General features: G+C 59.6%; 27 protein-coding genes, 4 tRNA genes and 1 pseudogene. 26 read left to right on the top strand and 6 right to left on the bottom strand.

Features of this window, described 5'->3' with window-relative positions:
• The 5 genes from KOM00_RS01980 to KOM00_RS01960 all read left to right on the top strand — a co-directional run bounded on the left by KOM00_RS01980 (position 1) and on the right by KOM00_RS01960 (position 3915).
• Entirely contained in the window at positions 1-189 is a 189-nt protein-coding gene (locus tag KOM00_RS01980; protein WP_216497144.1) for a hypothetical protein, read from the top strand.
• Positions 190-289: 100 nt separating this feature from the next.
• Complete coding sequence (locus KOM00_RS01975) at positions 290-889, top strand: hypothetical protein (RefSeq protein WP_216497143.1); 600 nt, start codon at positions 290-292, stop codon at positions 887-889.
• Between the two features lie 149 nt (positions 890-1038).
• Entirely contained in the window at positions 1039-1359 is a 321-nt protein-coding gene (locus KOM00_RS01970; protein WP_216497142.1) for a phage terminase small subunit P27 family, read from the top strand.
• 1 nt (position 1360) lies between these two features.
• Positions 1361-1708, top strand: coding sequence for a hypothetical protein (locus KOM00_RS01965; protein WP_216497141.1), 348 nt, complete (start codon positions 1361-1363; stop codon positions 1706-1708).
• Entirely contained in the window at positions 1705-3915 is a 2211-nt protein-coding gene (locus KOM00_RS01960) for a phage tail tape measure protein (RefSeq protein ID WP_216497140.1), read from the top strand. The genes KOM00_RS01965 and KOM00_RS01960 overlap by 4 nt, the downstream gene beginning before the upstream one ends.
• 130 nt (positions 3916-4045) lie before the next feature.
• Here KOM00_RS01960 and KOM00_RS01955 read toward each other — a convergent pair whose 3' ends face one another.
• Both KOM00_RS01955 and KOM00_RS01950 read right to left on the bottom strand, forming a co-directional pair.
• Positions 4046-4249: a hypothetical protein gene (locus KOM00_RS01955; RefSeq protein ID WP_216497139.1), complete on the bottom strand. Its 204-nt coding sequence runs from the start codon at positions 4247-4249 to the stop codon at positions 4046-4048.
• Between the two features lie 54 nt (positions 4250-4303).
• Positions 4304-4534, bottom strand: a complete 231-nt coding sequence (locus KOM00_RS01950) for a hypothetical protein (protein ID WP_216497138.1) — start codon at positions 4532-4534, stop codon at positions 4304-4306.
• A gap of 427 nt (positions 4535-4961) precedes the next feature.
• On the opposite strand from KOM00_RS01950, the pseudogene KOM00_RS20975 reads away from it, so the two are divergent.
• The 3 genes and pseudogenes from KOM00_RS20975 to KOM00_RS01940 form a co-directional block, all read left to right on the top strand.
• Positions 4962-5153 (top strand): annotated as a pseudogene (locus tag KOM00_RS20975) (DUF6011 domain-containing protein); the annotation flags it as partial.
• Positions 5154-5216: 63 nt separating this feature from the next.
• Positions 5217-5441, top strand: a complete 225-nt coding sequence (locus KOM00_RS01945; protein WP_216497137.1) for a hypothetical protein — start codon at positions 5217-5219, stop codon at positions 5439-5441.
• Positions 5426-5620, top strand: coding sequence for a helix-turn-helix transcriptional regulator (locus KOM00_RS01940; RefSeq protein ID WP_216497136.1), 195 nt, complete (start codon positions 5426-5428; stop codon positions 5618-5620). The genes KOM00_RS01945 and KOM00_RS01940 overlap by 16 nt, the downstream gene beginning before the upstream one ends.
• Before the next feature lie 36 nt (positions 5621-5656).
• On the opposite strand, the gene KOM00_RS01935 is transcribed toward KOM00_RS01940, so the two are convergent.
• Positions 5657-6295 carry a hypothetical protein gene (locus KOM00_RS01935; protein ID WP_216497135.1) on the bottom strand — a complete coding sequence of 213 codons (639 nt, stop codon included), beginning with the start codon at positions 6293-6295 and terminating at the stop codon, positions 5657-5659.
• 575 nt (positions 6296-6870) lie between these two features.
• On the opposite strand from KOM00_RS01935, the gene KOM00_RS01930 reads away from it, so the two are divergent.
• The 3 genes from KOM00_RS01930 (at position 6871) to KOM00_RS01920 (ending at position 9320) form a co-directional block, all read left to right on the top strand.
• A complete protein-coding gene (locus KOM00_RS01930) occupies positions 6871-7161 on the top strand; it encodes a hypothetical protein (protein ID WP_216497134.1) in 291 nt (96 codons plus the stop codon).
• Positions 7162-7228: 67 nt separating this feature from the next.
• On the top strand, positions 7229-8536 hold the full coding sequence (locus tag KOM00_RS01925; protein ID WP_216497133.1) for a hypothetical protein: 1308 nt from the start codon (positions 7229-7231) through the stop codon (positions 8534-8536).
• Between the two features lie 352 nt (positions 8537-8888).
• Entirely contained in the window at positions 8889-9320 is a 432-nt protein-coding gene (locus tag KOM00_RS01920) for an FKBP-type peptidyl-prolyl cis-trans isomerase (RefSeq protein WP_216497132.1), read from the top strand.
• 100 nt (positions 9321-9420) lie between these two features.
• On the opposite strand, the gene KOM00_RS01915 is transcribed toward KOM00_RS01920, so the two are convergent.
• Positions 9421-9624, bottom strand: a complete 204-nt coding sequence (locus KOM00_RS01915) for a hypothetical protein (protein WP_216497131.1) — start codon at positions 9622-9624, stop codon at positions 9421-9423.
• Positions 9625-9910: 286 nt separating this feature from the next.
• Here KOM00_RS01915 and KOM00_RS01910 point away from each other — a divergent pair, with 286 nt between their 5' ends.
• The 4 genes from KOM00_RS01910 (at position 9911) to KOM00_RS01890 (ending at position 15434) form a co-directional block, all read left to right on the top strand.
• Positions 9911-11893 (top strand): APC family permease, encoded by a 1983-nt coding sequence (locus tag KOM00_RS01910; protein ID WP_216497130.1) that lies wholly within the window; start codon positions 9911-9913, stop codon positions 11891-11893.
• Between the two features lie 75 nt (positions 11894-11968).
• Entirely contained in the window at positions 11969-13540 is a 1572-nt protein-coding gene (locus tag KOM00_RS20560; protein ID WP_236026680.1) for a DUF4118 domain-containing protein, read from the top strand.
• Complete coding sequence (locus KOM00_RS01895; protein WP_216497129.1) at positions 13530-14234, top strand: response regulator; 705 nt, start codon at positions 13530-13532, stop codon at positions 14232-14234. Before KOM00_RS20560 ends, KOM00_RS01895 begins: the two co-directional genes overlap by 11 nt.
• Positions 14235-14615: 381 nt before the next feature.
• Entirely contained in the window at positions 14616-15434 is an 819-nt protein-coding gene (locus KOM00_RS01890) for a flagellin N-terminal helical domain-containing protein (RefSeq protein WP_216497128.1), read from the top strand.
• 185 nt (positions 15435-15619) lie between these two features.
• Here the strand turns inward: KOM00_RS01890 and thpR are convergent, their stop codons facing one another.
• The gene (thpR, locus tag KOM00_RS01885) at positions 15620-16156 is read right to left on the bottom strand and encodes an RNA 2',3'-cyclic phosphodiesterase (protein ID WP_216497127.1); all 537 of its coding nucleotides are present in this window, start codon (positions 16154-16156) and stop codon (positions 15620-15622) included.
• 115 nt (positions 16157-16271) lie between these two features.
• Here thpR and serS point away from each other — a divergent pair, with 115 nt between their 5' ends.
• The 9 genes from serS (at position 16272) to KOM00_RS01840 (ending at position 22939) form a co-directional block, all read left to right on the top strand.
• On the top strand, positions 16272-17540 hold the full coding sequence (serS, locus tag KOM00_RS01880) for a serine--tRNA ligase (protein WP_216497126.1): 1269 nt from the start codon (positions 16272-16274) through the stop codon (positions 17538-17540).
• A gap of 5 nt (positions 17541-17545) precedes the next feature.
• Positions 17546-17631 (top strand) — tRNA-Ser (locus KOM00_RS01875).
• A gap of 38 nt (positions 17632-17669) precedes the next feature.
• Positions 17670-17762 (top strand) — tRNA-Ser (locus tag KOM00_RS01870).
• A 50-nt stretch (positions 17763-17812) separates the two neighbouring features.
• Positions 17813-18289, top strand: coding sequence for a DUF2155 domain-containing protein (locus KOM00_RS01865; RefSeq protein WP_216497125.1), 477 nt, complete (start codon positions 17813-17815; stop codon positions 18287-18289).
• A gap of 8 nt (positions 18290-18297) precedes the next feature.
• Positions 18298-18374, top strand: a tRNA-Arg gene (locus tag KOM00_RS01860).
• Between the two features lie 48 nt (positions 18375-18422).
• Positions 18423-18499, top strand: a tRNA-Arg gene (locus KOM00_RS01855).
• A gap of 594 nt (positions 18500-19093) precedes the next feature.
• Positions 19094-19804, top strand: a complete 711-nt coding sequence (locus KOM00_RS01850) for a sensor histidine kinase (RefSeq protein WP_216497124.1) — start codon at positions 19094-19096, stop codon at positions 19802-19804.
• Positions 19805-19954: 150 nt separating this feature from the next.
• Positions 19955-20314 (top strand): hypothetical protein, encoded by a 360-nt coding sequence (locus tag KOM00_RS01845; protein WP_216497123.1) that lies wholly within the window; start codon positions 19955-19957, stop codon positions 20312-20314.
• A gap of 285 nt (positions 20315-20599) precedes the next feature.
• Positions 20600-22939: a multicopper oxidase family protein gene (locus KOM00_RS01840; protein ID WP_216497122.1), complete on the top strand. Its 2340-nt coding sequence runs from the start codon at positions 20600-20602 to the stop codon at positions 22937-22939.
• 179 nt (positions 22940-23118) lie between these two features.
• Here KOM00_RS01840 and KOM00_RS01835 read toward each other — a convergent pair whose 3' ends face one another.
• The gene (locus KOM00_RS01835) at positions 23119-23520 is read right to left on the bottom strand and encodes a PAS domain-containing protein (protein WP_216497121.1); all 402 of its coding nucleotides are present in this window, start codon (positions 23518-23520) and stop codon (positions 23119-23121) included.
• Positions 23521-23714: 194 nt separating this feature from the next.
• On the opposite strand from KOM00_RS01835, the gene KOM00_RS01830 reads away from it, so the two are divergent.
• Together KOM00_RS01830 and KOM00_RS01825 are read left to right on the top strand one after the other, a co-directional pair.
• Positions 23715-24398 carry a response regulator gene (locus KOM00_RS01830; protein ID WP_236026704.1) on the top strand — a complete coding sequence of 228 codons (684 nt, stop codon included), beginning with the start codon at positions 23715-23717 and terminating at the stop codon, positions 24396-24398.
• Positions 24395-25783 (top strand): sensor histidine kinase, encoded by a 1389-nt coding sequence (locus tag KOM00_RS01825; RefSeq protein WP_216497119.1) that lies wholly within the window; start codon positions 24395-24397, stop codon positions 25781-25783. The genes KOM00_RS01830 and KOM00_RS01825 overlap by 4 nt, the downstream gene beginning before the upstream one ends.
• Positions 25784-26054 lie beyond the last annotated feature (271 nt).

Here is a 26054-nt window from a genome sequence, read left to right as displayed (position 1 = left end):
ATGAAGAGCGCGCGCGTCTACTCGGTCACCTTCCAAGCCCGACTCCATTTGGATGACAACTGCACCAAAACCGAGGAGGAAATCTTGAAGGAGTGGCTGCCTGAACTGCCGACCGTCAGCAGCCCTTCAGGTGGTTACTTTGTAGCGGTGAAAGATGGATCCCGCTTCAAGGCCTCTTTTGAGTTCTAGGACAGTCCAGCTCCTGGCCGGACGGTTGGGGGTATTATCACTCGGCGGTAAAGCCGAGACAAATCCAGCGCCGTGATGGCGCAGCGAAAGGAGAACGTGTATGAAATCGAAGGACATGGAAAGGCTGTGGCAAGACCTCGAGAAAGAACGGGGGAAACTTGTAGGGCTGCAGATCCAAAAGGATGAGGCAGATAGGCGGGTTAACGAGATCAATCGGATCCTGTCGGCAAAGACAGAGGGGGACACGAACCCCGTGACGGAGGGCGCCCTTAAGCTCATCGCGGGTGAAGAGGTGAAGGCCATCGAGTACAGTCCCCTTGATGATGAGCGTGCCAACCTGTACCGAAAACTTACCATCATCAGAGAGGCGATCCGCCTGCAGCAGAACGAGATAGGCCAGGCCGAGAACCGTTACTCCATCCAGGCAGGGAAGGATCTGGCCCCGGAGTACAAGAAGCTTGTCCAGGATATGGTGAGGGGCGTGGTCACCCTGTCCAAAGCGGTCACGGCCGAGAGCCGCTTCAGAGATCAACTCAGTAAGAGCGGTATCGGATTCGGGGTGGCCTTCGGTAACGGTATGGCCTTTACCAAAGTCGGGCACCTGGACGATGACAACAGCCGGGTCTCCTACTACCTGCGGGACGTGGTGAGGGAGGGGTGGCTCACAGAGGAAGAGATAAGGAAGATGGTAGGCGAGTAGGCTTGATAGGGCCGCCGGGGAAGCTCAGCGGCCTTTACCTATCCCTCCCTGGGGGCGGTCTGCATCTTACAGCCGTTTTCTTCCATGACCGCGTGTGAACCCACGCTTGCGCGAAAAGAAGATTCCCTTAGAAAAATTCCGGAGGCCACATGGCAACCAAAGCACCGAAACACCTGAGCAAAGAGGCTAGAAACCTATGGGACCGGCTGCTCAAAGAGTACGACATCGGCGATGAAGCCGGCCTATTGATCCTGCAAACCGGCCTTGAAGCATTCGACCGGATGAGAGACGCGCAAGCGGTCATTGCCAAAGAAGGCTTGACCGTAAAGGACCGTTTTGATCAGCCGAAAGCCCACCCCTTGACTACCGTTGAGCGGGACAGCAGAGCGGCAATGCTTGCGGCCCTCAAGGCGTTGAACCTCGACCTCGAACCACTGCAGGACCGTGCCGGTCGACCGGCTGGGAGGTAACATGGCAACAAACCGCAAACGCACCCCCCGCAGCAGATTGGTGCCCTCCATTTCCCCTGAATGTTTCAACTGGCTCTGCGATATGCAGCACGGCCCGCAGGGACCTTCATGGAAAGACCGTTTCTTCCTGATGCCCGAAGAGGTCCGGCAACTGTGGTTGGACAACAAGGACCAGGTAGTTGCCTGGTGGATTAAGGCCTTCCCGGGCACGAGGCCATCAATGTGGTGGCGTTTCGAAGCGGCAGAGCGGCCCGAAAACGGTGAATCCGAGGTCGAGCACCTCAAGCGGCAGGGGTTACTGACAAAGAGAGAACAACAGGCAATTAAGGCCAAAGGAGGTAGTTTATGAGTGGCCAATTGGGCGAACTCGTCATAAGTCTCTCTGCCGATATTGCCCGCTTCCGCGACGATATGGGGAAAGCCAACAAGGTGGCGCAGGACTCCGCAAAGAGCATCGCAAGCTCATTTGACGTCATCCCGGCCACGTTCAACAAGCTCGGGACTGCTGCAGCTTCCGTGACCGCTGTGCTTGCTGGTGGTGCCATGTTCAAGGACATGGTGAACACCACGAAGGAAGTTTCCGCAGAGGTTGTCAAGCTCTCTAAGGTGTTCGGCGTTTCCGCTTCCCAGGCGTCCGTCATGCGCATTGCCATTGATGACGCCTTCCTCACCGTCGACGATGCCGTTGGTGCATCCGACCGACTCACCCGTCAAGCCCTCAAAAACGGCGAAGCCTTCACTAAAGCCGGGATCGACATTCGTGACAGCAATGGAAACCTCAAAGACTCCATGACGGTCATGATGGAGGTCAACGACTACCTCAAGACGCTGAAGGAAGGCAAGGACCGCGACACCGCCGCGATGGCCCTTTACGGAAAGGGCTGGCGCGAACTTTCCGGTATTCTGCGTCTCACCTCCGAGGGAATGAAGGAAGCCGAGGACCGCGCCAAGGAACTGCACCTCATCTTTGGCGATGACAAGGTCCAAGCGGTCAAGAAGTACAAGGCGGCGATGAAGGATATCGACGATGTGGCCGAGTCGCTGAAGGTGCAGCTTGGCACGGCGCTGCTTCCACCACTCACCCAACTGGCCATAACAATCGGCGAAGCTGCTGTAAAGAGTATTCCCCCATTCATAGAGGGGCTGCACAATGTCGAGGCTGAAATCACCCGTATGGCCATGTTGGCTGACAAGGCTGGCGGCAGCCTCACTACCCTCATGTGGGCGGTGACCGGCGGCAAGTTCACCAACACGGGGAAGTGGTGGGCTGAACAGAATAAACTTTTTGCTCAGCGGTATGCTGACAGTGACAAAATGCTCCAAGCCCTTGCAAACTCCGAGGTTGGTCTTGACGCGGCTGGCAACCGGCTCAAAGCAGATGGCAAACCCGGTGCCGCTGGGCGGCTGGGTGGTGGAAGTAGTACAGGCGCTTCTGCCGCCGAAAAGCTCAACTACACCACCAATGATCCTGGCTTTATGGGCTGGAAGCGCGAACAGGCTGCACTGGAGGAAGAAGCTAAGTGGCTGTCCGACGTCAACAAGAAAACGGACGAGTGGGCGCGGAATCAGGTTAAAAACACCGAGGAAGCGGTTAAAGGGTGGGAGATCCTCAAGTCGACGCTTGATGTTCCATTCCTCACCGAGCCCAAGACCGACAAAGGCACGTATGACCTTCTAACCGACACCTTCACCAAGAAACAGCCTTACAGTCTCACCGGCCCAGGCGAATCAATGGGTTTTGGTGGGATGCGCAAGCAGTTCCCGATAGATCTCGCTGGCGATGCTCAAAAGTCTGCCACCTCCAAGCGCGAGTTTGCCGGGATCATGGCGGCCGGTAATCCCTACGAAGAACAACTGCTGGTCTTGAAGGATTCCCGCGAGCAGCAGGTTGCCATGGTAGCCAAGTGGGACGATACCGAAATTGGCATGGCCGAGAAGAAGACTGAGGCGCTGAAGAAGATTGACCAGGATTACCAGCGTTCAAAGCTTGCGCTGCGCAATTCTGAGTATGAGGCGGCTATTGGTGCGGGGACCAAAGTAGGCGCACAAATGGCCGGAATGTTGATGCAGGGCAACCGGCGCCAGTTTGAAATGGGGAAAAAGCTGGCCATTGCGATGGCTACCATAGACACGGCCATGGGCGTGGCTAAAGCCCTTAGTTCTTCCCCGCCTCCTTTGAACTTTGCCATGGCGGCGCTGACTGCCGGGGCTGGTGCTATGCAACTTGCCACCATTCAATCGACTCAGTACCAGGGCCGCGAAACAGGCGGCAACGTAAGCGCCGGCACCCCATACATTGTTGGTGAGAAGCGGCCGGAACTGTTCGTGCCTGGGCAAAGTGGGTCTATTGTCCCGTATGTGCCGCGTCAGCAGGAGCAAACGGCGGCGGCCCCTGTGGTCAACCTCTACGAGGACAAGAACAAGGCCGGGAAAGTGGAGCACCGCCAGCAAGACGGCAAGAGCGTCATCGACATCTTCGTGGCCGACCTTATGGGCGATGGCCGCGTGCAGAAAGCAATGTCCCGCAAGTTCGGGATGCAACCGGTGGGGGCGTAGTTTGGGGGGTACTCAGATCTTGCCAACCTCTTCACTGAAAACCGTGCGCACAGTCAAATTTTCGCACGGACGAATTAAAAAACTGTAGAATATCAGAGGCCGGGGAAACCTGGCCTTCCCTTTTTTTGTCCTAGTTCTTGGCAGCTTTTGCGGCTTTCTGTGCGGCACGTTGCGCTTGCATCTTTACCCTTGCCATCTGGTTGCGCTCCTGCGGGGTAGTTGTGGCGACCAGGTATGCCTGGTCTTGATAGCCATCGTCGCGCCGTTTAGCCGCCGTTAACTCCTCGCGGATGATCTGGCGGATCCTAGCAAAGTCTTCGGTGCTGAGTGTCATATCTGTCTCCTTGTGCGGCTAGGCTATTTTGAGGTGGAGATGGCTGGGCCCTCATCAATTGCCACCTCCTTTTGCCCTTTTGAGCTCGCGCATCTTGGCGCGTTGAACTTTTGCCATTTGGTCGAAATCAAGCGTTGTGTCGTAAGCCGCTAACTCCTGGCGGCGTTGCTCGGCGTGTATCTCCCTTGCTAACTCCTTGGCGAGCACCTCGATGCACATAACCGCTCTCAGTTCCTCTCTGACAATCTGCCTTACCGCCGCTTGGTCCTCTTTGCTCAGCGCCATGTCTGCCTCCTCTTGCCCACTGGTCTAATTCGCCCGCCCCCCCATGATAAACCATCTGATCCACCACCGCATAGCGCGGCAGGGATCCAGCGTCGTGCCCCTTCCCAACGCCCTTGCTGTACTAGTAAACGAAGGACTATTTTCGTGCACCCCTCTCCGTCCTGCAACTCCTCGACCTGCAAATGAAAAATAGGGCTTTTTTGGGTAAAAAATAAGTGGGGAATTCTCCCGTTTATATGAAATACGTATTTAGTAGTTGCCAAAAAGGGGTGGAATTCGTGCCCGCTTTTGGTCTCGTTTCAGGTTCAGTTTCTGGTTTCGTTTCCGGTTTAGTGCCACTGGTTTTATTTCCGGTTTTCTTCTTGGTCGGGTTTTGTCTGCCTGATTGGGCATTCCCTCCCAAATCCCAAAATCGGAGGCCCCCATCATGGCGCACACTATCGACCAAGAAAAAGAAGACCCTACCGCCTACCCCAGATGCAGCTACAGACCTTCACCAGAAACCAAAAAGGCAAACCCGGGGGAGCCAAACCTGGTTGACACCAGGGCCCGCTGTCGACTTTGCACCCATCCCCTCACATCAGAGGCGTCCATCGCCGCCGGTGTCGGCCCCACGTGCGCTAAAAAAGCAGGGGTGAGGTGTCCGGGAGCTGCACCTGGTCGGAAAGGGAAACGGGTCCTTGTGCACCCTGACCAACTGGGTCTGTTCGAGGACATGCAGCAGGGCGCCGGCCGCGCTCTGGAAGAGGGTGATGGAGGGGCCGCCGATGGGCTCGCAGCCGACCCCGAAGAGAATGCGCCCCTGCGTGACACCGGCGCCATGCCAGGCTGGACCATAACCGTTAAGGTAACGATCACCTGCCATGAAGAGAAGGCCAAGGGGGGTGGCGCATGCAGCGGCTACTGAACGAGAAAGAGGTTGCAGAGCAGATAGGGGTATCGGTGCACTGGTTGAGGCGGAAGCGGGTGACCGGCGGCGGGATCCCCTTCATCAAACTCTCGGACGGCAAGGGGGCGGTGAGGTATGAGCAGGAAGCGGTCGAGGCGTTTGCGCAGGGGCGGGTGAGAAGGTCGACGAGCGGATGACCTGCATTGATCGCATAGCCTGTGGTAGCTGCGGTATCAGATCAACTTCCCATCTGCACTGACCTTGCGCCGCCAATCCCCTACGAGCGCCCAGTACAGGTAAAAGGCTCCGTTCCAAGATGAGTTGCCTTCTGGGGTGTATCTGCGAATTAGGTGCGGCTCTTGGCAGATAACTCCGTCCATTGCCTGTACATGGGAGACGAAAGTTTCCTGGGCCTCCCCAGTGAGGTCGGTCCCTTGCCGTGTACTACGCCAGAGTGTTCCGGCCACCACGCCAACCTCGCAACCGAGGGAGTTGATGGGATCTACAAAGGATCTGCCAAAAATCACGGGGTCTAGGCTCCTATCGACGCTGAACCGTTTGACCCTTTCAAGATCGGCAAGGGAGTTGATCATACTCCCTGACCAATACTGTTTAACCTCCAGGTGCAGTGCGAAGGAGTGCGCCGGCGCAATGGCAAGTACGTCTAGTCGTTCGGCTTTCGGTTGGCCGGGAAAGGAGAGTTCCTGCAGTACGGAAAAACCCATGTTTGCTAGAACTACTGAACAGTGAAGGGATAGGTTGCGTTCCGGCAGTTCACAGGTATTTGATACTCTGGTTGGCCAATAGCTATCCAGCGATCTCCCTAGTGACTTGGCGGTTTCTCGCATGACGTGATCAATGAAATGGACCATTCCCGCCCCTCCTTTAGTACGCCGTTTAATAGCACACAGCGGTGGGCTTGCCCAAGCTCTTTCGGTTGCCGTCTAGCTTGGGTTTGTAGGGTGCGGCGGTCGACGAGCGGTTAGAGTTCCTTGCCAATAGCAACGTCGGCCTCGGCGACTGTCTTGTGGATATTTTTTATTCATGGTGGTTTCAAAATTGCCGAAATGTGCAGCTATAGGTATAGAGGTGGATATCAACAGGGTGCGATGTAGCTGTGAAAAAATAAAAGATGTCACCGTTAGCAATTGACAAGTATGTGCAAAGACGTTATAAATCAACAAGTTTACGCTGTTTTGCTGTTGGTAACTCTGTTGATAACCTGTGGATAAGCTGTGGAAACTGAAATGAAAGCTTTATGCTGGTTTTAGCATATATAGCTTTGCAAGTGGTTCCATTGCTTGAGGTTTTTTAATAGTTTTCCACAGCACCATAGCGGAAAGAGTTGTGCATAACTGTCATTCCCCTTTGGGGCGGTCGGAAATATCACAGAAACACTAGGAACCGCAACATAAACCTAGTCTGGGATTTTTCTACAGGAGGTAAAATGGGCATCCATGAGGCAGTTGCCGCAGCCATGATAGTGGCTGGAGGCTGGCTTTCCATCTTTATGATTAGACTGGGGCTGAAGATTTTGAAAGCCGATCCAGAAGAATATCGTCGCAATCGAGAGGCATCACCTAGGAAACGTGATCCTTGGCTTGGAACTCTGCACACGTTTTACCTGGGTGCTCGGGATCATCGGATAAGCGCCGGTCTGGCTGTGAATAAAGATCGTCGCGAATGGGTTGAGCAAGGCGTTCTTTCCGAAAGCGCTATAGACGCAATCCTCCGCTAAGGCCTACAACTAATATGGTATGAAAAGGCTCAGGACACCACTGAGCCTTTTTTTGTTTGGAGTGAAAATGCAAAGGGTCTTCAAGGCGTGGGTGCCTAACGTTTCTGGCGCCCTTTCGTTCAATACACTAGGGAGCGGAAGTTATCCCGCCCAACCTGTTAGAGCTAACATAGGCGATCATTCCAGCCGATTTATTATTTGTTACCAACACCGCACCCTGCTAGACGCAGTGTCAAAGACTCTCGCGAAGAGAAATGCAATATATGGGGAGTTTGTGTGTCTTTGCGTCGGAACAAGTTCAGACGATCCTCTGTGCCTGGATGATACTCTGCGAGGCAGACTTTTCCTTTTTGAATTTGCAGATGACTGGAAACAGGATGCCAAGCCGATGGTCGATGACGCGATGCAGGTGCTGCGCCAATACCCTGGTTACAGCGTTGCTAGAACAGGTTCCACGTTGGGAAACTATTTCCAAGGACGCTATCAAGACCTCCTCGATAATATACCCGCGTCATGTGCTTTTTTTGTGGACTTTGAGCTCGAAAGGACAGGTGTCGTGACGTTGACGATGCCTGACTCCATTGAACACCAGATATCCAAGTCGGCACCACGGCTCCCAACGGATCAATATGATAGATCCCACATGGAACGTATTGTTTGCTCCCAACTCTTTTTCTTTCTAAAAGACATATGTCATAACCACCAACACCATGATCCCAAGTCTGACACTCTCGTGGACATTCATGAGGTTAACGGGGATGAAAAAAAATGGAGGAGCAATGTCCTCCGTTTCCTGTATAGAAAAGTCATCGAATGTAAGCGGGACTTTCGACCAGCATCGTATAACTCATCGCTTGGGGTACTGATTTATGCCAAGTCATTCAGGGGAATTTCGATGAGGGAAATTGGTGGAGGAGACGATAAGTTCTTTATACCCCCCGTCGTGCAAGACGATCTTCTAGAAACCGCTATAAAGGCAGGTTTTCAGAATAGTTCTTATAAAATAGAGGCGTCAGACGCCGTTGCCGGCGCACGAATTTCTAGGTACACAGCGGCATGGACTTTGGCTGTAACTGTGATTCTCCTATTAAGCATCACCCCCGTCAAACTTAGTGAGCCGGATCTCACACTGATACATGTCGGAGTCCTTCTGGTTCGGTACACGCTTCCTTGCGCTGCAATTGCATGGGTCTTTTATAGATTTAAACACATGGATTTTGGCAAAAAAATCGACATTGCTGATATGTGGATAGCACGTCGATCTCTCTTGGTCCTCCAGGCTTTGGACCAACGTACAGCTGGCTTCATCCTCATAGGGCTCGGCGTTGCGAGCATTCTAGGGGCCATCCTTTTCCTGTATTTTTGGTACCGTTAGTGCCACTGGCACGAAATACTGCTAATCAATAATATTGCCCAAAACTCCTGACCTCAGGGCAAAAGTCACCTGCGTCTTGTCCTACCCATATCGTACCCGTAGCTTTGGGCTATAATAAAAGTGTAAAGTTAACAGGGTGTTTCGACCTTACTCTCCTTTGCTGCAAAAGGGGCCTATGGTTATAGAATCGGTTACTTAACTCGGCACCAGGAGAAGGCAAGGCAGTACCATGCAAGGAGCTGGATCGGAGTATGGGTGGCAATAAGAAGAGGACATAACCATTGATGGAAACAGAGCCTGATGATAGCATCACGTGATTGATGTAAGATTCAGACCACGAACAGGAGCAAAGATGAAAAGAGTGGCGAGTATAGTTATTGCGCTGGCTATTGCTGTTCCCGGCCTGGCTGCGGCTAATGATACTATTGCTGACGCAGCAAGAGAAAATGGGGCCATAAAGACAGCGTCCGGAATGGTGTATCAGCCCATCAAGGAGGGGAGCGGCCCGTCACCTAAGGTATCGAGCATCGTAGGAGTCGACTATCGCGGCACCCTGCCCGATGGCAGGGAATTCGACAGTTCATACAACAGTAAAATGGTCACAAAATTACCCCTTTCGAACGTTATTCCCTGTTGGACCGAAGGGGTCCAGATGATGAAGGTCGGAGGCAAAGCCAAGCTTTTCTGTCCCCCTGAGCTGGCCTACGGAAGCCGTGGCGCTGGACCGGCAATACCGCCGAATGCCACTCTCATATTTGAGGTCGAACTTCTAAGCATAGAATAGGAGGGGAAAGGCCCATATCCTACCCGCGGCGGCCTAACGATGTTAAAGCCGCACAAAATAGGGCCTTTTTAGGCTTACGTCTCTTTGCTCCAGAAGGGGCCTATGGTCGTCGAGTAGCGGGGAGAGGCTGCAGTACCCACCTGTTCTCTGCGGCCATGAACACCGGCACCTCCCTCCGTCCGAAGGGGGGAGGTGCTATCGCGGTCGCCCCTGCCGGGACGCTTGAGCCGCCGGCCATGGCATCGTCGGCAAAATCCTCGCCGAGGTAGAGGCCATCTTCCGTGTTGAAAAGATAGATCTTCATGTCGTCCTCCCGTTTCCTCCCGATTTCATGATTTCACCATAGCGCTTTGCGGATAAAGGCAGGATCAAGATCGGGCTGAAAGAGGTCACGAAGTGGTCAAGATCTTCTGCCGCCGCACGCCGAATGTTTTTCCTCGCGAACCCCTCTCCCTAAACGCGCAACGCCCCGGTCGCGGTCTTGATACTTTCTTGATGCGCCCGGCCGCATCTTGACACCCTCTTTATGCCGCAAGCGGTAGCATCCTTTCAGGGCCGGAAAACAGCGGCCCGGTAAGGGAGGTGCGAGCATGGGACAGGAACTGCCCGAGGCAAGGCAAAACCTGGTCAAACGAGTTGCAACGGCGGTTTTCGGGGCGCCGAAATACCTGAAGGACCCGAGCCTCTTCCACAAGATGTCCCTCGTTCCGGTTCTGGCCTGGGTGGGATTGGGCGCTGACGGGCTTTCCTCGTCGTCGTACGGCCCCGAGGAGGCCTTTCGCGCCCTTGGCAGCCACACCTACCTGGCCATCACGCTCGGACTCTTCACGGCGCTCACCGTCTTCATCATCTCCTACGCCTATTCCCGCATCATCGAGCACTTCCCGCATGGCGGCGGTGGCTACATCGTGGCGACGCACATGCTGGGGGAAAGGGCGGGGGTGGTTTCGGGGAGCGCCCTCCTGGTCGACTACGTGCTGACCATCACCGTCTCCATCGCCTCCTGCGTCGACGCCCTGTTCAGCTACATACCGAAGCCCTTTCACGCCTACAAGGTCGAGGTGGCCTGTGCCCTCGCCGTGGTGCTGATCGTTTTGAACATCAGGGGGGTGAAGGAATCGATCTCCGTGATGGCCCCGATCTTCATGGTCTTCGTCGCGACGCACGTGCTCCTTTTGCTGGACGGCATCTTCACCCACACCGACCGCTTCGCGCCGCTTGCCGCGGGCTTCCACTCCGGGCTCTCGCACGACCTCTCCACCATCGGCGTCTTCGGCATCATGATGCTCTTCCTGCGCGCCTATTCCCTGGGGGGCGGTACCTACACCGGCATCGAGGCGGTTTCCAACGGCCTGCAGATCATGCGCGAGCCGCGCGTGCAGACCGGTAAGAGGACCATGATGTACATGGCGAGTTCGCTGGCATTCACCGCGGGTCTGCTCTTTCTCTGCTACACGCTGATCGGGGTCAGGCCGGTGGAGGGGAAGACGCTGAACTCGGTGCTGGCCGACGCCCTCTTCGCCGACTGGCCGATGGGCGGGGTCCTTGCCTTCGTCACCATCTTCTCTGAAGGCGCCCTGCTCCTGGTCGCCGCGCAGGCCGGGTTCGTCGACGGCCCGCGGGTCATGTCCAACATGGCGGTCGACTCCTGGCTGCCGCACCGTTTCGCGGCGCTTTCGGTGCGCCTCACCATGCGCAACGGCATCGTCCTGATGGGGCTTGCCTCCATCGTGCTCCTGGTGTACACCGGCGGGAGCGTCTCGGCGCTCGTGGTCATGTACTCCATCAACGTCTTCCTGACCTTCTCGCTGTCGCAGCTGGGAATGTCGCGGTTCTACATCCAGCGCAGCCGCGAGGATCCACAGTGGATGCGGCACCTCTCGGTGCACCTGGTCGGCCTGATACTGTGTGCCACCATCCTGGCGGTCACCACGGTCGAGAAGTTCGCTGAAGGTGGATGGCTCACGCTGCTCATCACCTCGGTCGTGATCGGGATCTGCTACCTGATCAGGGGACACTACCAGACGGTGCGCAAGGGGATGGCACAATTGGACGAGGCGCTGCTCGATTTCCCCACCAGCGGCCCCGTCAACGAAGCTGCGCCCTCGCGCAACGACCCGACGGCGATACAGCTCGTTTCGGCCTACTCAGGATTCGGGGTGCACACGCTTCTTTCGATCCTGACCACCTTCCCCAAGACCTACAAGAACGTCGTCTTCGTCTCGGTCGCCGTGATCGACTCGGGCTCGTTCAAGGGGGCCGAGGAGTTGGAGGCGCTGGAGCGGTCGGTGCAGGAGGGGCTTGCCAAGTACGCTGCGCTGGCAAGAAGGCTCGGCTTCGCGGCGGATTACCGGATGGCGGTGGCGACGGACGTGGTGGAGAGCGTGGTCGGCATCTGCAAGGAACTCGGCGAGGAGTATCCCCGCTGCACCGTCTTCACCGGGCAGCTGACGTTCCGGCTGGAGAAGTTCTACCACCGGATGCTGCACAACGAGACCGCCTTCGCCATCCAGCGCCGCCTGCAGTGGGACGGCATCACCACGGTGATCCTGCCGATACGGGTGAGCATCTAACGTCCGGCCTCGCCGGGAACCCGGGGAGGTGGGAAAACCACTTGTATGGTCCGGTAGTTCTGCTAGATTCGAAATATGAGCGAAAACCAGGGAACATCCACATTAGAGACTGCCGTCCTGCGGAGCAGGGCGCACGCTGCCTGGTACCGGGGAGGGGGCGCATATGCGGCCTCGGTCGCCCTGGTCGCGGTGGCGACGCTTTTGTGCGATCTGGCCCGTCCCTATCTCTCGCCGGTCAACATGGTGATGGGGTATCTGCTGGTGGTGGTCCTGGCGGCGCTCTTTCTCGGGCGACGACCCGCCGTGCTGAGCGCCTTTCTGGGCGTGCTCGCCTTCGACTTCTATTTCGTGCCACCCCGCCTCTCCTTCAGGATCGCCGACAAGGAATACCTGGTGACCTTCCTCGCCCTGTTTACGGTGGGGCTCGTGATCAGCTCCCTGGTGGCCAAGGCGCGGGAAAGCCTCGAAGCACTCAGGGTGCGCGAACGGCAGACCGCGAGCCTGTACCGGCTGAGCCGCGATCTTGCCGCCGCGACCGACACGGTTTCCCTGGCGGCTGCGGCGGTCGCCAATCTCGAGGACTCGCTGGGCGGCCAGGTGGCACTGATCCTGGGGCGGGAGGAGGAGTTGGCGCTGGCTGCGGCGAGCAGCGGGTTCGCCTTGCCCCCAGAGGCCCTGCAGGTCGCCGAGTGGTGCCTGCGCTCCCGGCGCCTGGCCGGGGCCGGGACAGATTCCTACGGCGGCGACAGGCTGACCTACGTGCCGCTTAAGGCCCTGGCGGAGACGCACGGGGTGCTGGCCCTGAGGCTGGAAGAGCAAGACGTGCGGCAGGACGTGGAACTGCAACGGCTATTGAGCGCCTACGCCACCCAGATCGCCATGGCGCTGGAGCGGCTGCGCCTTTTGCGGCAGGCCCAGGAAACGCGGATCCTCAAGGAGCGGGAGAACCTGGAGCGGGCCCTGCTCAACTCGATTTCCCACGACCTGCGCACGCCGCTCACCGCCATAACCGGGGCCCTGAGCGCGGTGCTGGAGGAAGGGGAGAAGCTCAACGGCTCCTCCCGCACCGATCTGCTGCAAACCGCACGCGAGGAGGCCGCGCGCCTGAACCGATTCGTCGGGAACCTCCTGGACATGACCCGCCTGGAAGCCGGCGTGCTGCAGCTGAAAAAGGAGCCCTGCGACGTGCAGGACCTGATCGGGACGGCGATAGCGACGGTGGAGGCGCGCCTTTGCGGGATGCCGGTTTCGGTGCGGCTGGCTCCGGAACTCCCCCTGGTCTCCCTCGACTTCGTGCTGATGCTCCAGGTGCTGGTCAACCTGCTGGACAACGCGCTGAAGCACGCCGCGGCCGGCGGGGAACTGGAGGTCGATGCCAACGTGGAGGGAGAACGGCTGGTGCTCGGCGTGGCCGACCGCGGCCCGGGAGTCCCGGAAGCGGACCTGCCGCACATCTTCGAGAAGTTCTACCGCACTCCGGTCCCGGAGGTGGTGGGTGGGACGGGGCTCGGGCTTTCCATCTGCCGGGGCATCGTCGAGGCGCACGGCGGGTCGATCCGGGCGGAGAACAGGAAGGGGAAGGGGCTGAAAATCGTGGTGGAGGTGCCGCTTGGTGCGGCTGCGGAAGGGAGAGCCGATGAAGGGTGAGGAACAAAAGACGAACCTGCCGCGGGTCCTGGTGATCGACGACGAGGTCGCCATCCAGCGTTTCCTGAAGACGGCGCTCGATACCGGCGACTACTCGGTGCACCTGGCGGACAGCGCGCATGCCGGGCTGGCCGCGGCGGTGGCGGTGCGTCCCGACGTCATCCTCCTGGACCTGGGGCTTCCCGACCTGGACGGCATCGAGGTGATCAGGCGGGTGCGCGAATGGTCCCAGGTCCCCATCATCGTCATTTCGGTGCGCGAGCGCGAGGACGAGAAGGTGCGGGCGCTCGACTGCGGTGCCGACGACTACCTCACCAAGCCCTTCGGGATCGGGGAACTGCTCGCCCGGATCAAGGTGGCGCTGCGCCGCTCGCTGCAGCAGGTGCCGGAGCCGGTGTTCCAGGTGGGCGAGCTCCGGGTCGACCTGCCGCACCGCAGGGTGAGCGTGCGGGGGGAAGAGGTGCCGCTCACCCCCACCGAGTACGAGTTGCTGCGCATGTTGGCGACCCACGCCGGGAAGGTGCTGACCCACAGCCAGATCCTCAGGCAGATCTGGGGTGTGGCCTACCTGGAGCAGCCCCACGTCCTGCGGGTCAACATAAGCAACCTCAGGCGCAAGATCGAGGTCGACGCCTCGCGCCCCCGTTATATCCTGACCGAGGCGGGGGTGGGATACCGGCTCAGGTCGGAGTAGGCGCCTCATTTGGCGTGGTGCTCCGGTGTCTTCATTATTTTTGACAGCGGTGCGGCGGGAGCAAGGAAAGCAGCGACGGTTTTTTGACTCGTCCCCCCGATTCTCCGCCAGGGGCAAACCATGCGGGGCGCGGCTCCCCCAACCGCAAAAAAAATTTCTCTCCCTTAGTCCTGTTGCTTCCTCCTTGGTAAGACGGTGTAGAAGCCCGTTTTTATGGCGGATGTGCCGGGGGTGGCGCGGATCAGGAGGCTTGCCGGAAGGGGTGCGCTGCAGGCTCGCCTGTAAAAACGGCACACATGGTGAAAAATGGGTTCTCCCTATCGGCCGCAGTAAAAAAACCGGCAAGAACGCCGGGACCAAAACCAGAAGGGGGGAAACACCATGTCAACCAGCGATATCTCTTTAACAGCAGGAATGAGGACCAACCTCCTCAACCTCCAATCGACCAGCAAGCTCCTGAACAGAACGCAGGAGAGGCTGTCCTCGGGCAAGCAGGTGAACAGTGCACTTGACAACCCGACCAACTACTTTGCAGCTCAGAACGCGAACCAGCGTGCCAGCGACCTGTCCGACCGTAAGGACGGCATGTCGGAAGCGGTGCAGACGGTCGGCGCCACCAACGCGGGCATCACGGCCATCACCGGCCTGATCAACGCCGCAAAAGGTATCGCACAGTCCGCCCTTTCCACCAGCGATACGGGCACTAGGTCGAAACTGGCCACCCAGTATGACACCATCCGCAGCCAGATAGACAACATCTCGTCCGACTCGGGCTATCGCGGCCTTAACCTGCTGAGCGCCACCAACACGCTGACCGTGAACTTCAACGAGGACGCGAGCTCCAGCCTGAACGTGGTCGGCTTCCTGGGAAATGCCAGCGGCCTGAGCCTCTCAGGCGCGAGCGCCAGCTGGGCCACCAACTCGGACATCACCACGGACACGGCGAAGATGGATAGCGCCATCTCGACCCTGAGGTCCAACACCCAAACCCTGGCGGCAAACCTGAACATCATTACCACCCGCCAGAGCTTCACCGATTCGATGGTCAGCACGCTGCAAACCGGCGCCGACAACCTGACACTGGCCGATATGAACCAGGAAGGCGCCAACATGCTGATGCTGCAGACACGCCAGAGCCTTGGCACCACCTCGCTCTCCATGTCCTCGCAGGCAGCGCAGTCCGTGCTCAAACTCTTCTAAACCTCTACCCGGCCCGGAGGGGACACTCCTCCGGGCCGACCTTGATCCTGCCCCAAGGGCCCGAATGACGGACTGACGTCGCTTCGGCGCCACGACCTGAATCCCAATCGACAACTTCTTGACTCGCCGCGACACTGATCTTCCACGTGAAAGCTGCGCCTTAACGCCCGCCGTGTTCGGGGGAACTACCGGCAGAGGTGGGTTTCTTCCAGGCGGTGGATGGCGCCCTTGGGCGTAAGAACGCTGGAGAAGAGGATGAATTCTTCGACGTTGAAAGGCGGGAAGCTGAGATCCCGGTGACTGGCCTCGAAGCGTGCCACGGCAGCAGATGCATTCTCCTTGATGCGGGCCAGGGTGATGTGCGGGGAAAAACCTCGCTCCTCGGGTAGTACGCCGGCATTGACGACGGCGGACTCTATCTGCTGCTGAAGGGTGAGAAGCGGCCGGGATTCCTCCACTCCGACCCAGAGCACCCTCGGGTGTCCGTGTGGGGGGAAGTGTCCCACCCCCCGCAGGGTGAGCGGGAAGGCGGCGAAGTTGACGGCGGAGAGGTTCTGCTTCAGTGAGGCGGAGGTCTGGGGCAGGACGTCCCCCAGGAAGCGGAGGGTCAGATGGATCTGGTCGGGCGTTACCCAGCGCAGACCGGGAACCTCATCACAAAACGCCGAAAGAGAGAGCTTTATGTCTTCGGGGAGTTCAATGGCAATGAAGAGTCTGGCCACGGCTGTCTCCTGTCAGCGGGCATAGGAAGTGCCGGCTTAGCAAAAAAGAGTTGACTAACCCAGAATTGAATGTTAGACAGTATAGCTTTGGTGATCTGAAAGTAAAGGCGCACTCATGCTCGACGCTAGATACTTACGCGAAAACCTGGAGACTGTAGAAGCCCGGTTGAAGACCAGGGGCGAGGGAGTCGATATCGCCCGCTTCAAGGAGCTCGACGGTAGCCGGCGCGAACTGCTCCAGCAGAGCGAGACGCTGAAAGCGTTGCGCAACAAGGTCACCGAAGAGATCGCCCGCCTCAAGGACAAGAGCCAGGGTGACGACAAGAAGGTGCAGATGCGCGAGGTCTCCCAGCAGATCAAGGGGATCGACGAGCAGCTGAAGGGCGTGGAAGAGGAGCTGCAGGCATTCCTCCTCACCGTCCCCAACATCCCGAACGAGACCACCCCGGTGGGCAAGTCCGAAGCGGACAACGTCGTGGTGCGCCTGGAAGGCGAGATCCCCAGCTACTCCTTCGAGCCGAAACCGCACTGGGAGATCGGCGAGAACCTCGGTATCCTCGACTTCGAGCGCGGCGCAAAGCTGACCGGAGCGCGTTTTACGCTGTACAAGGGGCTCGGTGCCAGGCTGGAGAGAGCGCTGATCAACTTCATGCTCGACCTTCATACCGACGAGCATAAATATATTGAAATGCTGCCGCCCTTTATGGTAAACAGGGACAGCATGACCGGTACGGGCCAGTTGCCCAAGTTCGAGGAAGATCTCTTCCATCTGGAAGGGGTCGATTTTTTTCTCATCCCCACGGCAGAGGTCCCGGTAACCAACATTCATCGCGGCGAGATCCTGAAGGGATCGGAGCTGCCGATTTCATACTGCGCCTATACCCCCTGCTTCCGGAAGGAGGCGGGTTCCTACGGCAAGGACACGCGCGGTCTGATCAGGCAGCACCAGTTCAACAAGGTCGAGCTGGTCAAGTTCACCACCCCCGAGCAATCCTACCAGGAGCTGCAGAAGCTGCTCGGCAACGCCGAGGAGGTGCTGCGCAGGCTGCAGATACCTTATCGGGTCGTTGAGCTTTGCACCGGCGATATCGGTTTTTCGGCCGCCAAGACCTTCGACATCGAGGTCTGGTTGCCGGGTCAGAACTGCTACCGGGAGATATCCTCCTGCAGCTGTTTCGAAGATTTTCAGGCGCGTCGGGCCGGGATCCGTTTCCGCCCGGACGAGAAGGCAAAGCCGGAATTTGTCCACACGCTGAACGGCTCGGGCCTCGCAGTCGGAAGAACCGTGGTAGCGGTGCTGGAGAACTACCAGCAGGCGGACGGTTCGGTGCTGATCCCCGAGGCTCTCAGGCCCTACATGGGCGGAGCGGAGCGCATCAGCTAGGCTTTGGAGGAATGGCCGAGTGGTTGAAGGCGGCGGTCTTGAAAACCGTTGAACGAAAGTTCCGTGGGTTCGAATCCTACTTCCTCCGCCATTGATTCACAGCAGGGAAAAAGCAGTAGATGTTGAAACGGAGAGCTGGCCGAGTAGGTCGAAGGCGCACGCCTGCTAAGCGTGTATACTGGGAAACCGGTATCGAGGGTTCGAATCCCTCGCTCTCCGCCATTTTTTTTGCAGTACGCAGTAGCAGGGTTGTTGCAGCAGCGGAGGTTGTAGTGAAGCGGTTGATGAAACTGACAGTTTTGTCCCTCATCGCTATCGGGTTCGCAGCAGGGTGCAACGAGAAGGAAAAGTCGGAGCAGACGGCAACAGCACCGCAGGTGGCCGAGGCTCCTTCCACGGTGGTGGTACCGGATCAGGTGAAGGGAAAGTGGAAGGCGGTGCAGATCCGGGTCGCCGACAAGAACGCCCACTTGAGGAAGGTCTACACCCTGAAGATAGGCTCCGACTTCAATCTTCCCGGATCGGACCTGACGCTCAAGGTGGAAACGTTTTTACCGCACTTCGTGATGGAAGGCACCACCCTCACTTCCCAGTCCAACGACTTGGTCAATCCCGCGGCTCAGCTGGTGATCCGGGAAAAGGGGAAGGAGATCTACAAGGGGTGGCTGTTTTCGCTCTACCCCACCACGCATGCGTTTCAGCATCCACAGTACGGTTTCACCCTGGTCGACTACCTGCCGGCCAGTTGATAAAGAATGCGCTCGTAGCTCAGCTGGATAGAGCAACGGACTACGAATCCGTAGGTCGGGAGTTCGAATCTCTCCGAGCGCGCCATAAAAAGCGGGGTCAGGCTCTTCCTGACCCCTTGCATTTCTCAAGTTTGCGCCCGTAGCTCAGCTGGATAGAGCACAAGACTACGAATCTTGGGGCCGGGCGTTCGAATCGCTCCGGGCGCGCCATCTGAAAAGGGGGACCAGGCATTTTGCCTGGTCCCCCTTTTTTGTTTTTGGGTTGGCAGTCTGCGCCGGGTTCCCTCGGTCTTAACTCGGCCGCCGGGATGTCGCTCCTAGATGGGAAGGCTGCCGGGGCGCGCAAAAAGAGGGGCCCGTCGCCGGGCCCCGATTGCAGGGAACCGATGCAGAGTTTTGCCGGGCAGCAGGCCGATCCTGAGGTTGTGCTCGGGACGGGTGAAGCCGTGGCACATGGAGCAGTCGATCCGCGGGTTCGTAAAAAGGGGGGAGGCGTGTTCGCGGGTTCTCCCCTGGCCGGTGCGAGCCAGAGGCGTTACGCAGTGGGGGCGCGTCGGACATTATTTTTGATTGAAATTAACCTTTCAATAATTTAATGTGCAACGGTTGGTAAATCTTTTCATAAATACCCTGCGATCGTATAGGGCTTCCACCATGGGAACAGCTAGCGAAGAGTCGGAGAAGGTAAAACGCCGAGGGGGCGCAGGCACTGCCGGCGCGCCCTTCGGAGATGGATCGGCACCGTTTGCTCTTGGAGCTCGAACTGCACCAGACGGAATCGGAGTTGCAGGACAGCGGTTTCAGGTGGCGTGGGAGAACGCTGCCGCGCGGGCGCACAGCCTGGAGCTTACGGTGAAGGAGCTGGAATCCTTCAGCTATGCGGTTTCCCATGACCTGAGGGCACCGCTGCGCCACATAAACGGCTACCTGAGCATCCTGGCCCAGGATTTCGAATGCCATCTCCCCGAGGAGGCGCGGCATCTGCTGGAGCGCTCCCGCCAAGCCACGAGGGACATGAGCCGGTTGATCGATGACATGCTCGAGCTGGCCAAGGTAAACCGTATCAAGCTGAAAAGCGACATGGTCAACCTGAGCGCCCTGGCCCGCGGGGCGATGGAGCGGCTCGCCGAAGGGGACCCGGGGCGGTCAGTCGAGGTCGTCATCGTCGACGGGCTGTACGTCCAGGGTGATAAGGCCCTGCTGACCCAGTTGATGTGGAACCTCTTGGAGAACGCCTGGAAGTACACCTCGACCAGAGACAACCCGAAGATCGAAGTCGGCCGGATCATCGTTGACGACCAGCTGGTAATCTTCATCAAGGACAACGGGGTCGGCTTTGACCGCAAGTACAAGGAGAACCTCTTCGTCGCCTTCCAGAGGCTGCACGGCAGAGAATTCGAAGGCAACGGCATAGGGCTCGCCACAGTCAAACGAATCATCGACAGGCACGAGGGAAAGATTTGGGCCGAATCGGAAAAAGGGCAGGGATCGATCTTCTTCTTCGTGCTGCCATAGTAAGGCAGAGACAATGCATCGCTTGCAAGGGATCAAGCCGTCAGGCCTGGTCCTTTTGTTTTCGAGTCATCTCTTTGTTGATGTCTGTGTCTTTTTCTTCTATACTGGCGAGATTGTTCAAAGCTCAAACAGCACAAGGAGGAGGTAATCATGAATGTCGCGATAGTCCATAAAGCAAATGTGAATGACGAGGTGCTTGACGGCCTGGCCAGAGAGCTCCCTAGCATCATTTCCGAATTGCTGGAAATCCGCGGCGGGAAGATGGCCATCCTCAAACCGGAGCAGATCTCGCTGCAGTTTTCCCAGGCAAGCAGCCGGGACATCGGCGCGGACATCCGCATCATCGTGCTGGCCCGTAGCCTTGGACCCCGCACCTCGGTTGAAAACAAGCTCGCCGCGGCCATCCTGGAAAAGGTCATGGCCATGGTCAAGGGAATCGCAGATGCCTGCTCGATCACGGTGAGGCTCTACCTTACCGAAATCGGCGCCGCGGAGTACGTTCCGGAGTAGCTGCCAAGAACAGCGTTCATATAAACTCAATGACAAAGGGTCAGCCTAAAAGGCTGGCCCTTTTTGTTTTCCAGCGCCGGAATGAAAATCAACCCGACATGACTGAATGACAAGGGGTGCGAAAAATAAGACAGTCTTCCCCGGCAAAGGATGAAATCGTTACAGAAAATCCGTGGTCGGATGCGGCAAAAGTCGGGTCTCGACGCAAAAACAGCCGGTTACGCGTGGGAACAAAAATTGCGTTTAATGGTTATGTGATCAAATCGTGGTGGAGGAGGCTGTGCTATGAGGACGAGACTTATACTTTGTACTCTGGGAGCGGTGGCACTTGTCACAACATCCCTGATTGATGCGTGGGGAGGAGTTTCCCCACAGGTTCCACTGGCAGGTTCCTCCATTCCCCAGTTCGTGGATCGCCTGCCCGATCTGGACCTCATTCCCGCCGGGAGCGACCGGATCGAACTCCGCATGAAGGAGTTCAAGACCATGGTGCTCCCGGCGAAAACAGTCCCCGGTTACAGCGGCACCTGGGTCTGGGGATACCTGAAGCCGGACCAGGCGGCGGGACAGCTCGCCGACGGCACGGTGCCGGGGCGCCACTCCTTCATCGGGCCGGTGATCGCGGCAACCCGCGGCGTACCAACGGAGATGAAGTTCATCAACGATCTCCCCACCGCAAGGAGCACCAGGGTGCTGGCCTACAGGTACGGCACGGACCAGACACTGCACTGGGCGGACCCGCTCCACGACGGCGAGAGCATGTGCGCGCATATGGCCATGCCGCCGGAGCCAGGCAGCGACTGCGCGGCCAACTACGGCGAAAGCTACGATGCGCCGATCCCGGCGGCGGTCCACCTGCACGGCGGCGAGGTTCCCCCGCAACTGGACGGGGGGCCGGATTCGTGGTTCACCAGCGACGGCACCAGGAAGGGCGCTTCCTTCTACAGCAAAGACGGCTCCAGCGCCTCGAACTACGCCATCTACCGCTACCCCAACAGCCAGGAGGGAGCGCCGATCTGGTTCCATGACCATACCCTGGGGGCCACCCGGCTCAACGTCTATGCGGGGCTGGCCGGCGCCTACCTCGTGACCGATCCGCCGCACGACCCCAAGAACCTGCCGGAGCTGATCCCGCTGGTGGTCCAGGACCGCATGTTCGACAGCAACGGGCAGCTCTTCTTCACGGCGGGGACGGCGGGTGGCGCGCTCTGGGCGCTCAACCCGGAACACCCCTACTGGAACCCGGAGTTCGTGGGAGACGTGATCGTGGTTAACGGGAAGTCCTGGCCCTACAAGGAGGTGCAGGCCAAGCGCTACACCCTGCTGTTTCTGAACGGGTCCAACGCGAGGAGCTACGAGATGGCGCTGGTGGACCCGGTTTCCAAGAACCCCGGCCCGCCGCTGTGGGTGATCGGCACCGACGGGGGGTACCTGGACCGGCCGGTGAAGATCGATCCGAGGGCTTCGGGAAAACTGGTCCTGTTGCCGGGCGAGCGCTACCAGGTCATCGTCGACTTCGCGGGATACCAGGCCGGCAGGATAGGCCCCAACGGGGCCCCCTACTCCGGCAGCTGGCTGCTGCGCAACACGGCCAAGACCCCCTATCCGGGAGGGGAGACAGCCGACGGCAACACGACGGGGAGGATCCTGCAGTTTCGCGTGGTGGGCGGGACCATCGCGGACGGCTCCTTCAACCCCGCCCTGGCCGATGCGCGGCTTCGGGGTGGCACCGACCAGGGGCCGCCCCTGGTGCGGCTGGCCGACCCGGCGACCGGGACCGTGGCGCCGGGGGTGGCGGTGCATAAGACCAGGCAGTTGACCCTAAACGAGGTGATGGGGATGGCGCAGGCGGCTACGAACCCGGTGGACGGGGCCCAGACCGCCTACCCGGGAGGGCCGCTCGAGATCCTGGTCAACAACACCAAGTGGACCGGCAAGCGTATCGTCGGCGTAGAGGGGGGGATGTACCAGTTCGAGCCCATCCCGGGCTTCGCTGCCGACGCCGGCGGAAACTTCGTCTCCGAGCGCCCGCAGGAGGGGGAAACCGAGGTGTGGGAGATCGTGAACCTGACCGAGGACGCCCATCCCATCCACCTGCACCTGGCGCAGTTCCAGCTGGTGAACCGGCAGGGCTTCGACGCCAAGGCGTACGCCGCGGCCTACGCCGCCGCTTTCCCCGGCGGGGGGTACGACCCGATGACCGGGCAGCCTTATCCGAAGGGGGTCTTCATTCCGGGCTTCGGGCCGCCGCAGAGCTACGACAACAACCCCGGCAACGCGCGTGCCGTCGGGGGGAACCCGGACATCGCTGCCGTGGGTAAAAACGGCAAGCCGCTCTACCTGAGAAACGCGCTTCCGCCGCTGCCCCACGAAGCGGGGTGGAAGGACACCGTCATCGCCTATCCGGGACAGGTGACCCGGATCGCCGTGCGCTGGGCACCGACCGACCTGCCGGCCTCGAGCCCGGCCGCGGCGGGCTTCTTCCCCTTCGATCCCAACGGCGGCAACGGCTACGTCTGGCACTGCCACATCATCGACCACGAGGACAACGAGATGATGCGCCCGGACCAGGTGCTTGCCAACCCGGCGGCTGCCCGCAGTTACCTTTTGGGGAGTGACTACTGACCAGGTGACCGACCGCGGCGGGCAACAGGGGGGCGCCGCGGCGATAAAAGGGGTCATGCCGACGCATGACCCCTTTTATAAGGTTCGTCAGGGGAATCCAGAGAGGACACGCCTGCCCCTCCTCGCTGCTTTGCCCACCCATCCGTAAGTGGAGTGGGTGCGGGAAATCGCTGGCCGGCCTAATGCCCGGAGCAGCTGGCGCAACCCCCCTCGCAGCTCTTGGGGATGAGGCGCTCGGAGGCGAACTCGGTGATGTCGTTGGCGAAGTGGACGTAGAAGTCTTCGGCGCCCGCCAGCGGAATCCAGTAGCTGTCCAGGACGGCCGACCTGAAGTCGTACCAGGCGGTGTCGCGCACGCCGGTCTTGTCGCGCAGGGCGACGTTGGCGCGGCAACCGGCGTGGTGCTTCTTCTCGCCGAGGTCGACGCACCTGAGGCCAGTGGGGTAGCCCAGGGTCTGCGCGGCCTTGTTGGCCTCCAGTATGGTCCTGTCCTTGTAGATCAGCATCACGGGCTCGGGGTAGTTGTCCCAGAAAAGGTGGAAATTCCTGCGGATCTCTTCGCTCACTTCGATCTGGCTCATGTCTGCTCCTTGGTTCTTGGCGCGCCGCAAGGGTCGCGGCGCGGCTTCCCTTTGCATGGTAGTGGCCACAGGGTAGCGAAAAGGTGTAAAGAAAGTATGTGACGTATGTAAAAAAAAGGTAAAAAAAGCGAGAGCCTCGCGCTTCCCTGTTACTATGCGGAACAAGGAAAAACCGGAGGCGGGGTGTGACCGAGATGAAAAACATTTTCCTGGTCGATGACGACCTGAGGCTCAGGCGTCTGGTAGCCAAGTTCCTTGGCGAGTACGGCTTCACCACCAGAGAGTTCCCGGACGGTGGAGCGGTGGTCGAGGCGCTGCACGAGGGGGAACCGGCGGCGGTAATCCTGGATATCATGCTCCCCGGCGAGAACGGGCTCTCTATCTTGAAACGGATCCGCGAGGAGAGCGCGGTCCCGGTGATCATGCTGACGGCCAGGGGGGACGACGAGGATCGCATCGCCGGCCTGGAGCTTGGGGCGGACGACTACCTCCCCAAGCCCTTCAACCCGCGGGAGCTTCTGGCGCGCATCAACGCCGTGCTCAGGCGCAGCCAGCCCACCCCCGCCGGCGATCGCATCGAGGCGGGCGGGTTCGTCCTTTTGCGCAAGCGGCGCACGGTCTCCCGGCAGGGGCAGGAGGTCGAGCTGTCGGCGACCGAACACCGGCTCCTGGAGGCGCTGATGAGCTACCCGGGCACGGTGCTCACCCGCGAGGCGCTTTTGAACTACGCACGCGGCAAGGATTTCGGCCCCTTCGACCGCAGTATCGACGTCCACATCAGCAAGCTGCGCACGAAGACCGAGCAGATCTCGGGGGGGAAGCGCTGCATCAAGACGGTCTGGGGCTCCGGCTACATGTTCGAGGTGGAGGAACCGTGATCCGCAGCCTTTATCTCAAGATCCTGCTGCACTGGTGCGTGGCGCTCGCCCTCACCGAAGCCCTCGTCTTCGTCCTCTTCCTGTTCGTGGTAGGGGAAAGCCACCGCCAGTACGTGACCAAGTCGGTCGCGCAGAGCAGCCACGTCGCGGCGGATTTCCTGGAGCTCTCGGTTGCCGCGGCGCTGGCCCGGGGCGTCGACGAGGCCGCCGCGGTGCAGGGCGCCGCGCGGCAGCTCGCCCTGAGAAGCCACGCCCTGGTGTGGGTCACCGATGCCGCGGGGGAGCTGCTGGGCGCCTCCTTTGAGGGGCGGCGCCCCCCTGAGGTCGAGACGGTGGCGCGCCGGACCGGGAGCCACGACGGGGTGACCGTGACCGTCGACCCGGCCGGGGGGTTCCCCTGGTACGCGGTGCTTCCGGTGACCGGCGCGGAGCACCGCCCCCTGCGGTTGCACCTTTTGTCGCAGCGCCACGGCGGCAGTTTTCCGGCGGGGGGGTTCGCCGCGGGGCTCGCCCTGATCGGTGCGCTGGTGGCGCTGCTCGCGGTGCCGCTCACCCTGCGCATCACCCGGCCGCTCAAGCGCCTGGAGGAGTCGGCCCTGCGCATCGCCGCCGGGGACCTGTCGGCGCGGGCGGAACTCTCCGAGCGCGACGAGATCGGGCGCCTGGCCCGCGCCTTCAACGACATGGCCGAGACGGTGGAGCGGATGGTGCGCGGCGGCCGCGAGCTGACCGCCAACGTCTCCCACGAACTGCGCAGCCCCCTGGCGCGCATCCGGGTGGCGGGCGAGTGTCTGGAAACGGCGGTCGCCCGCTGCGACCGGGAAGATGCCGGGGAGATGCTGGAGGTGATCCGTGAGGAGATCGAGGAGGCGGACCGCCTGGTGGGGGAGATCCTGCAGTACTCGAGGCTGGACCTGCAGGCGCCCCTGCAGCTGGGGGGGCGGGTCGACCTCCCCGAACTGATCGGGGGGGTGGCGAAAGGGGTGGGGCCGCTGGCGAAAAGCAGGGGAATCCCGCTGCGCCTGGAGCTGCACGGCGGCGAGACCATTGCCGGCAACGAGGAGGTGCTGCGGGTTGCCGTGAAGAACCTGCTCGAGAACGCGGTGCTGCACGGCACTCCCGGCGCGGAGGTGCTCGTGGAGCTGGACCGGGAAGACCAGGGGGTCCGGCTGCGGATCACCAACGGCCACGCGCCGCTCGACGAGCAGGAGCTGGCCTCCATCTTCGAGCCGTTCTACCGGGGCAGGGACGCGGCGGCGCAGGGGAGCGGGCTCGGTCTCGCCATAGCCCGCAAGGTCGTCGCCCTGCACAACGGCGACATCGCCGCGTGCAACGTCCCCGGCGGATTCCAGGTCCGCGTCACGCTGCCGCGAGCGCGGGGATGAGGGATTGCGTCGCTGCGACAAGAAGCCATTGAACGCTAAGGTTTAAGACCGATCTTCCGAAGAGAGGAATGAAAGAACGGCGGCAAAATAATACCTGCAGCAGACATTGATGTTCGATTGCATTGGTTGTGCAGTGTGATACGCTTCCCACGATATGCGGGCAAGTCATAACGCATGGTTGGCGCAATGTAGTTGCAGGTAATTAATGTTACTCGTCTCCTCTTTCTCGATGTGACTGTATCTGCGTCACCGCCATTGCCGTATTAAGCAT

Origin of the sequence: Geomonas diazotrophica (assembly GCF_018919385.1) — a bacterium.
Classification (GTDB): domain Bacteria; phylum Desulfobacterota; class Desulfuromonadia; order Geobacterales; family Geobacteraceae; genus Geomonas; species Geomonas diazotrophica.
Note: the sequence above shows the minus strand (reverse complement) of the source record. Positions and strands in the feature narration are given on the sequence as shown.